This window comes from Siphonobacter sp. BAB-5385 (genome assembly GCF_002261125.1).
In the GTDB taxonomy this organism is placed as follows: Bacteria; Bacteroidota; Bacteroidia; order Cytophagales; family Spirosomataceae; genus Siphonobacter.
On the sequence record NZ_NMPS01000190.1, the window covers coordinates 79,073 to 86,614 of the forward strand.

Genomic DNA, 7,542 nt, shown 5'->3' on the forward strand with positions numbered 1-7,542 from the left:
TCCGAAAAGAGGCACCGAAATGCCTTTTTCCAAATTAGCACCGCTGATAGATGTTACTTACTTGGCGTGTTCTTCCAGATAGGCAACAGCCTGACCGACCGTCGTGATCGTTTCAGCCTGATCGTCGGGAATAGACACATTGAATTCTTTTTCAAATTCCATGATGAGTTCCACGGTATCGAGCGAGTCAGCCCCGAGGTCATTCGTAAAGCTAGCTTCCGGCGTCACTTCCGACTCCTCCACGCCCAATTTGTCAACGATAATCTGCTTGACTTTAGCCGAGATTTCTGACATTGTGTTTGAGTGATTTGGTTCAAAAAACGTCGCAAAGAAAATTACTTGAATGCAGATTGTCAAACATATTTTTCAGAGCGAGCGTTTATTAAATTTTTTTTTCGGTTTTAAAATTCGATTCAATCGGCATTGATCGGCTTTTTCCTCCCCTTTTCTAATAAAATTCTAATGCATAAAAAAAGAGAAAGCCGGTCTGACTTTTCTCTTTTCAGTCGTATACAGAAAGGAATTTTTATTCGTTCGAAACCTGGCTAGCTCCTGAGGTATTGGCAGTTACGGACGGACGGCCCCGATATCGCACCTGACTGGCTCCACTGGCATCGGCCACTAATTTTTCGGTTACGTAGACGCGGGCCGAGCTGGCTCCGGAAACATTTACGTTCGCCTGACTAACTTTAAATTCTTCGCCTTTAAAGATGGTAGCTCCCGAAATTTTTCCGTCAAGACTTTCCGCATTTCCGTTTAAAGTAACCTGAGAAGCACCGGACAAATCCATTTGTACCTGTTTGGCCCGCGTATCAATGCTGACCTGAGAAGCTCCGGAAATATCAATGTTCATCCGATTTTGGCTACCGAAACCTGCTACTTTGGCCTGGGAAGCTCCACTGAATCGTACGCCCGTCAGGGCGGGCATGGTGATGTGGACGTGTACACGCTGACGATTATTCGAACGCCGATTGCTTTCCCGGTACCGAATCCGAAGCTGACCGCTGCTGACGTTGGCCTCCAGCTCGTCGAGGTCTTTCTGTTCGCCTTCCACTTCTACGTTGAAACTACCCGGCTTTACGTCAATGATAAAGGCTGATCCTAAATCCAGACGGTCAAAATTACTGAGATTGAATGTTTTTCTGGTCTGTGCTCCTACTGAGGTAGCCACTAGCAGGCTCAGGAAAAAGAATACGGAGGTTACGTGTTTGGTATTCATCACGGCTGACAAGGTTTCATGGTGAGTGTAGGACGGAAAGATGTTTTCGCTTAAAGATTTGTTGCATAGCGAATTAAAAAATACCGGACTTTTGTACCTGCCAAAAGAATCCGTATCTTTGCGGCTCATTTCGGCAACCGCTCGACCTGTGGGATTCGATGTTGCCGATCTATCAATGAGTTAGACCATTTTAACAAAACTCTTTCAGAGATCATGAGTGATCTGATCAAACTGGTAGAAGCTGATAATTCAGCTCGCCGGACCGACATCCCCGATTTCAAATCTGGCGATACGCTTAACGTTCACGTAAAAATTCGTGAAGGAAATAAAGAACGTATCCAGGTTTTCACTGGTGCGGTAATTCAACGCAAAAATTCTGGTACGAATGGCGAAACGTTTACGGTACGTAAAGTATCTAATGGCGTTGGCGTAGAGCGTATCTTCCCCCTTCTTTCGCCCAACATCGACAAAATCGAAGTGGTACGTCGCGGTCTGGTACGTCGTGCTCGTCTGTACTACCTGCGTGGCAAACAAGGTAAGGCTGCCAAAATCAAAGAAAAGAAAAAATAGCCTTGAGCTACTCCCTTTTAAAGGTCGTTCCTGTACAGAACGACCTTTTTTTGTACCCAATCCAAAGGTTTTACGCTTTCCTTCTTTATTTTTACCATCCTTGCCTATACTGATTTTAGCTATTCCTCTCTAGACACATGAAAATTGACTCACATCAGCACTTCTGGCAGTATGATCCTATTCGGGATGCCTGGATTACTCCCGCCATGCAGGCCATCCGCCGGGATTTTTTTCCGGAAGACCTCCAGTCACTCCTTCAGAAAACGGGCATTGATGGCACCATAGCCGTCCAATCCGATCAATCCGAAGCTGAAACGGAATTTCTGCTTTCCCTGGCGGAACAACACGATTTTATCAAAGGCGTGGTAGGCTGGGTGGATTTACGGTCAGAGACTCTGAGTGAACGCCTTGAAATGTTTCGGGCGTTTCCTAAACTCAAAGGTTTTCGTCATATCGTACAAGCAGAGCCGGATGATCTGTTTCTGCTTCGGACGGAGTTTATGGAAGGCATACGGACCCTTGGTGAGTATGACTATACCTATGATGTATTGATTTATCCAAAGCACCTGCCCGTCGCCCGCGAACTCGCTACGCGTCTCCCCTATAACCGCTTCGTGGTCGATCACGGAGCGAAACCCCTGATTAAACAGGGCGAACTGGAAAAATGGACCGCCGATATTCAGTCGCTGGGTAAACGCGAAAATGTTTGCTGCAAAGTATCCGGACTGGTGACGGAAGCCGACTGGGAAAAATGGTCGCTTAAACAGCTTCGCCCCTATCTGGACGTTATTTTCGAATCCTTTGGTACTTCCCGTACCATGTTTGGTTCCGATTGGCCCGTTTGTCTGGTTGCTTCCGCTTACGAACGCTGGGTAGAGATACTAAACGAATACATGGAACCGTTTTCGGAAACTGAAAAAGCTCAGTTCTGGGGAATCACGGCTACTGAATTTTATAGTTTATAAGGTTATCTTACTACGATTAGGCTCTTTTGGTATAGTCAGGCTTGGTATCGTTACTAAGCAACAGATCCCTTAAGAACATTTAATGCATTCGTAATGAATCTAAACCTATCCAATAAAGTCATCATTGTTACGGGCGGTGCCAAAGGCATTGGCGAAGGAATTAGTCAAGTGCTGGCTGCCGAAGGAGCGATTCCGGTCATTATTGGTCGTAATGAGTCCGATAATTTGAAAACAGTAGCAGCCATTGAAGCGGCGGGCGGTCAGGCCTTTCAGGTACCTGCCGAATTGACCCAGCCCAGCGAATGTGAAAAGGCTGTTCGATTGACGCTGGAGAAATTTGGTGTCATCGATGGGCTGGTCAATAACGCCGGGGTAAACGATGGAGTAGGTCTGGAAAATGGTACCTATGAAGACTTTGTAGCTTCACTGCACAAAAACCTGATTCATTACTACCTGATGGCTCAGTATGCGTTGCCTGCTCTGAAAGCATCGCAGGGAGCCATTGTCAATATTGGCTCAAAAACGGCTGAAACGGGTCAGGGAGGTACGTCTGCTTATGCCGCCGCGAACGGAGGCCGTAACGCCCTTACCCGCGAATGGGCCGTTGAGCTACTCAAATACAATGTTCGGGTCAACGCAGTGATTGTAGCTGAAAGCTGGACGCCCCTGTACGAACGCTGGATCAATGGCTTACCCAATCCGGAAGAAAAACTCAAGGAAATTACCCGCAACATTCCCTTACAGCAACGCATGACCACCACCGAAGAACTTGGTACTACGGTCGCCTTTTTGTTATCCGACAAATCCAGTCATACCACCGGTCAGCTTATCCACGTGGATGGTGGATATGTACACCTGGACCGGGCTCTGGCAAATGCTTAATTAGGGAGTTTGAAAGGTTTAAGGAGGTTTAACGTTTAAGAATGGTTTGAAATAAGGTTTGAAAGGACTCGCGGTCTGAAACGATGGGACTGTTTTTAGTAATGTTCCAGGGTAATACCTGCTGACAAATGGTTAGAGGCTGTATCCTGCCGTAAATCCATAGTCGCGGCACGCGTCAAACCTCAACCTTCACACTTATCAAACCTTACACGTTTCCAACTTCAAACCCTTTTACACCTCCTGTAATCCTAAACGTCACCACCTCCTCACCTTAGTAATTAATTCTCCCTCTAATCCTTCCTTTCATGGCACTTGGACCATCGTCTGAAAAAGTAAAAATTAAAGATGGCTCGGCTTCTGGCAGTTATTTGATTCCCTTTGCTCTGGTTACGAGCCTGTTTTTTTATGGGGACTTGCCAACTCGCTGAATGGCTCGTTGATTAAACAATTCCAGATTGCTCTGGACTTAAGCCGTTTTCAGGCTGGTATTGTTGATTTCGCTTTTTATCTGGGCTATTTCTTCATGGCTCTCCCGGCGGGATACGTCATGCGAAAGTTCGGCTACAAGAAAGGCATTCTCTTTGGCCTGATTCTGTACGCGGCCGGAGCCTTTCTGTTTTACCCCGCCGCCAGTGCCCGCGTGTACGGATTCTTCCTCTTTGCTCTCTTCATGATTGCCAGTGGCATTGCCTTTCTGGAAACGGCAGCGAACCTGTATGTAACGGTATTGGGCGATCCGGAAACGTCAGAATGGCGATTGAATTTTTCCCAGTCTTTCAACGGGATCAGTCTGATCTTAGGTCCCATTATCGGAGCGTTGTTCATTTTCTCCCAAACCGAGTACACGCCTGAAATGCTGGCAGCCATGCCCGCGGCCGAGGTAGAGGCCATACGGGTACAGGAAGCTCTTTCGGTGCAGGGACCTTATCTGGCCATTGGCTCCATCGTAGCTTTTGTAGCCTTGATCTTTGCGGTAGTGAAAATGCCAGAAGTGGGGGCAGAAGAAGAAAAATCAGCCGGAAAAATCTCCATTACGCACCTATTCCGCCACAAACACCTGGTATACGGCATTATTGCTCAATTCGCCAACGTGGGTGCTCAGTCCGTACTCTGGGGCTATTTCGTGGATTTCAAACTGGATTTCTCCCGGGAAACCCACTGGGTTCTGGCTGAAGGGTGGATGAAAATCATCAGCAGTGCCAGTGGACTGGACGCCTCTTCGCTTTCTAATACCCAGATCGCTGGATTCCACGCTTCGTTTGCACTGGTACTGTTTATGCTGGGTCGCTTTGTAGGTACTTCCCTCATGACCCGAATGCCCGCCCAACGTGTACTTACGATTTACTCCGTAGCCGCTGTGGCTTTCGTAGCCGTTGCTGGCCTTGCGGGTGGTCTGGTCGCCGTGATTTGCCTGAGCATGACGTACTTCTGCCAGTCCATCATGTTCCCCACCATTTTCGCCTTAGCGACCAAAAATCTGGGCGTTGAAGCAAAGATGGCCTCCTCTTTAATCATCATGAGTATCGTAGGCGGAGCGGTGTTACCCCTGGTAGCGGGTCTACTTTTCCCTTCCGGAGCTGCTATGGCCTTGCTGGTGCCCTTTGTCTGCTTTGCTTATGTCGTGTTTTTTGCCATTAAAGGCTACAAAGCTGATTAGTAGGTGAGATTCATTTCCCAATTTATCGCCAGAAGCCGGAACCCCACCGGCTTCTGGTCATTTAGAGCTTTCCTTCTATCTAAATTTTTCTTAAAGCCGATCCTTTCCCCCTATCTTTGTGTTTATATAGATAGTTTGCAATGGTCTGTTTTCAATTTGTTTAAGATAGTAGTAGTTTTTTTTACCTACCCTTCCTATCCTGACCGAAAGCATAGACGATTATGGAGCTGTGAATCGTTCCATGAGAGAACCGCAAACCTGAACACTAAAAACTGAAAACTAAATCGAATGAGTGGATGGATTATGGCCGGGCAGTTATTGCTGGGCCTTTCGATACTGGTAGGTTTACACGAGTTTGGTCACTTCTTCTTTGCCAAACTTTTCAAAATCCGCGTCAACAAGTTTTATATCTTTTTTGATTTCCTTTTCCCCCTGCCTAACGTTGCCAACTTCGCCCTTTGGAAGAAGAAAATTGGGGATACCGAATATGGTATTGGCTGGTTCCCCTTAGGAGGTTACGTTCAGATTGACGGGATGGTGGATGAAACGCAGGAAGCCAATCAGTTGGCTTCTGAACCCCAGCCCTGGGAATTCCGCTCCAAACCCGCCTGGCAACGTCTCTTGGTCATGTTGGGAGGAATCATTGTCAACGTCATCACGGGAATTATCATTTTCTCATCCCTCTCGTACCAGAACGGGTACAACTACATTCCCGTCTCCGAAGTAAACAAGAACGGGATTGTAGCGGGCGAACTGGCTCAGGAAATTGGGCTACGTACGGGGGATAAAATTGTGAAGGTAAACGGTCAGCCGATTGAAGACTTCCGCCAGGATGTAGTAGGTCAGGTTCTGCTTGAATCCAACAGCAATTACACCGTCGAACGGGATGGCAAAGAGCTGGTCATTCCCATCCGGAACGATTTGGCGGGCTTACTGGCTCGGGATAATAACCCCGAACGTTTCATCAGCACCTTCGCCACTCTGGGCGAAGTGGTAAAAGTAGCCGAACCGGAAAAACCGGGTTTGTTTGCCAAGATTCTAGGCGAGAAAAAGCAGAACCTACCAGCCTACGAAGCGGGTATGAAGGAAGGCGACAAAGTGGTTAGTATTAATGGTAAGCCCCTGACATATTACCACGAATTTTCTCTAACGGTAGCGGCGAATAAAGGCAAAGTTATCGACGTGGTGGTTGATCGGAAAGGTAAGATGCTGACGCTTAAACCCCGCGTAACTCCCGAAGGTAAACTGATGGTTTTCCTGAACCGGACGCCCTTACAGACGCCAGCTCACGTGGATTATAATTTCGGTCAGGCTGTAGCAGCGGGTACGTACGATGCCTTCGACGTAGTGGCGAAAAACGTAAAAGGTTTTGGTAAGATTTTTAAAGGTGAAGTAGCCGCCAGCGATGCCATTAGCGGCCCCGTAGGAATCAGTAAATTATACGGTGATATCTGGGACTGGAACCACTTCTGGACGGTAACGGGTCTGCTTTCGATGGCTTTGGCCTTCATGAATGCCCTGCCGATTCCGGCCCTCGACGGTGGTCACGTTATTTTCCTGCTTTATGAAATGATTTTCCGCCGGGCTCCTTCGGAAAAATTCCTCGAACGGGCTCAGCAAATTGGTACCATTTTATTGCTAGGTCTGATGGTCTTTGCGATTGGTAATGACCTGTTTAAGTAAATGATGAAGCGACCCAACCTGCGGCCCTGGCTGAGTATAGTACTAATGTTGGCTTGTATACCGTTGTTTTCCGCCTTTCACCGGAATAAACATGATTTTCACAACAGCCTGACCGAAATGCGTTATGATGCCCGGACTAAGGTGTTTGAAGTAGAAATCAAACTGTTTACCGATGATCTGGAAACGGCCTTGAATAAAGGTCGGTCGGGAGCTAAAATCCGTATTCAGGACAAAGATCAGAACGATCGGCTGGTTGAGGCGTACATCCGTAAGCACTACAAGTTTTTAAACGCGGCGGGTCAGGCGAAAGCTTATCAGTACGTCGGAAAACAGAATGAAGTCGATGCCACCTGGATTTTTGTGGAAATGCCCTTTACGGAGAACATTAAAGGCTGCAAACTTCAGCAATCGGCTCTAACGGATATTTTTGATGATCAGCAAAACATTGTCAATCTGACCTTTGGCTCCGAAAAAAAGTATTTCCTTTTTAATGAGAAAATACCGACTCGTGTAATCGAATAAAGAACATTTTTTAGCTACCAAACAAAGCCGGCAGAGGGGTATAC

At 47.1% G+C, this 7,542-nt stretch carries 7 protein-coding genes and 1 pseudogene; 6 read left to right on the plus strand and 2 right to left on the minus strand.

Features of this window, described 5'->3' with window-relative positions; genetic code table 11:
- Positions 1-57: 57 nt before the first annotated feature.
- Both BWI93_RS18880 and BWI93_RS18885 read right to left on the minus strand, forming a co-directional pair.
- A complete protein-coding gene (locus tag BWI93_RS18880; RefSeq protein ID WP_094814133.1) occupies positions 58-294 on the minus strand; it encodes an acyl carrier protein in 237 nt (78 codons plus the stop codon).
- Positions 295-526: 232 nt separating this feature from the next.
- On the minus strand, positions 527-1,219 hold the full coding sequence (locus BWI93_RS18885; protein WP_094814161.1) for a head GIN domain-containing protein: 693 nt from the start codon (positions 1,217-1,219) through the stop codon (positions 527-529).
- Between the two features lie 213 nt (positions 1,220-1,432).
- Here BWI93_RS18885 and rplS point away from each other — a divergent pair, with 213 nt between their 5' ends.
- The 6 genes and pseudogenes from rplS to BWI93_RS18915 all read left to right on the plus strand — a co-directional run bounded on the left by rplS (position 1,433) and on the right by BWI93_RS18915 (position 7,498).
- The gene (gene rplS / locus BWI93_RS18890; protein ID WP_094814135.1) at positions 1,433-1,789 is read left to right on the plus strand and encodes a 50S ribosomal protein L19; all 357 of its coding nucleotides are present in this window, start codon (positions 1,433-1,435) and stop codon (positions 1,787-1,789) included.
- Positions 1,790-1,926: 137 nt separating this feature from the next.
- On the plus strand, positions 1,927-2,754 hold the full coding sequence (locus tag BWI93_RS18895; RefSeq protein WP_094814137.1) for an amidohydrolase: 828 nt from the start codon (positions 1,927-1,929) through the stop codon (positions 2,752-2,754).
- Positions 2,755-2,847: 93 nt separating this feature from the next.
- Positions 2,848-3,636 (plus strand): SDR family oxidoreductase, encoded by a 789-nt coding sequence (locus tag BWI93_RS18900; protein WP_094814140.1) that lies wholly within the window; start codon positions 2,848-2,850, stop codon positions 3,634-3,636.
- Between the two features lie 409 nt (positions 3,637-4,045).
- Positions 4,046-5,293 (plus strand): annotated as a pseudogene (gene fucP / locus BWI93_RS18905) (L-fucose:H+ symporter permease); the annotation flags it as partial.
- Positions 5,294-5,581: 288 nt separating this feature from the next.
- Positions 5,582-6,976 (plus strand): RIP metalloprotease RseP, encoded by a 1,395-nt coding sequence (gene rseP / locus BWI93_RS18910; protein ID WP_094814144.1) that lies wholly within the window; start codon positions 5,582-5,584, stop codon positions 6,974-6,976.
- A 63-nt stretch (positions 6,977-7,039) separates the two neighbouring features.
- Positions 7,040-7,498: a DUF6702 family protein gene (locus BWI93_RS18915; RefSeq protein WP_176454276.1), complete on the plus strand. Its 459-nt coding sequence runs from the start codon at positions 7,040-7,042 to the stop codon at positions 7,496-7,498.
- Positions 7,499-7,542: the final 44 nt, after the last annotated feature.